Origin of the sequence: Caenispirillum salinarum AK4, assembly GCF_000315795.1 — a bacterium.
GTDB lineage: Bacteria > Pseudomonadota > Alphaproteobacteria > Rhodospirillales > Rhodospirillaceae > Caenispirillum > Caenispirillum salinarum.
The window spans coordinates 1-1,185 of sequence record NZ_ANHY01000045.1 but is presented as its reverse complement, the minus strand read 5'-3'; the positions used below and the strand labels follow the sequence as shown (position 1 = coordinate 1,185).

Here is a 1,185-nt window from a genome sequence, read left to right as displayed (position 1 = left end):
AAGGAAAAGTTTGAGCGCTCGAAGCCGCACTGCAACATCGGCACCATCGGGCACGTCGACCACGGCAAGACCACGCTGACGGCCGCGATCACCAAGGTGATGGCGGAGACGGGCGGCGGTTCCTTCATGGCCTACGACATGATCGACAAGGCCCCGGAAGAGCGCGCCCGCGGCATCACGATCTCGACCGCGCACGTGGAGTACGAGACCGAGAACCGCCACTACGCGCACGTCGACTGCCCGGGCCACGCGGACTACGTGAAGAACATGATCACGGGTGCGGCCCAGATGGACGGCGCGATCCTGGTGGTTTCGGCTGCCGACGGCCCGATGCCGCAGACCCGTGAGCACATCCTGCTCGCCCGTCAGGTGGGCGTGCCGGCGATCGTGGTGTTCATGAACAAGGTCGACCAGGTGGACGACCCCGAGCTGCTGGAGCTGGTGGAGCTGGAAATCCGCGAGCTGCTGAGCTCCTACGATTTCCCGGGCGACGACATCCCCATCGTCAAGGGCTCGGCCCTGGCGGCGCTGGACGACAGCAACCCGGAGATCGGCCAGCAGGCGATCGTCGAGCTGATGAAGGAAGTCGACGCCTACATTCCGCAGCCGGACCGCCCGAAGGACCAGGCGTTCCTGATGCCGATCGAGGACGTGTTCTCGATCTCCGGCCGCGGCACCGTTGTGACCGGCCGTGTCGAGCGCGGCGTCATCAAGGTGGGCGAGGAAGTCGAGATCGTCGGCCTGAAGGACACCAAGAAGACGACCGTGACCGGCGTCGAGATGTTCCGCAAGCTGCTGGACCAGGGTGAGGCGGGCGACAACATCGGCGCGCTGATCCGCGGTCTGAAGCGCGACGAGGTGGAGCGTGGCCAGGTCCTGGCGAAGCCGGGTTCGATCACGCCGCACACCAAGTTCACCTCGGAGTGCTACATCCTGAACAAGGAAGAGGGTGGCCGTCACACGCCGTTCTTCTCCAACTACCGTCCGCAGTTTTACTTCCGGACCACGGACGTGACCGGCACCATCGCGCTGCCCGAGGGCACCGAGATGGTCATGCCGGGCGACAACATCACCATGGAGGTCACGCTGATCGCGCCGATCGCCATGGACGAGGGTCTGCGCTTCGCCATCCGTGAAGGCGGTCGTACCGTCGGCGCCGGCGTCGTCGCCAAGATCATCGAGTAA

The 1,185-nt window shown here is 65.1% G+C and carries 1 protein-coding gene; it reads left to right on the top strand.

Annotated features, from left to right (window positions below; all coding sequences use genetic code 11):
• Positions 1-1,185: elongation factor Tu (gene tuf, locus C882_RS22425; RefSeq protein WP_043647306.1), on the top strand; the 1,185-nt coding region annotated here is incomplete at its 5' end.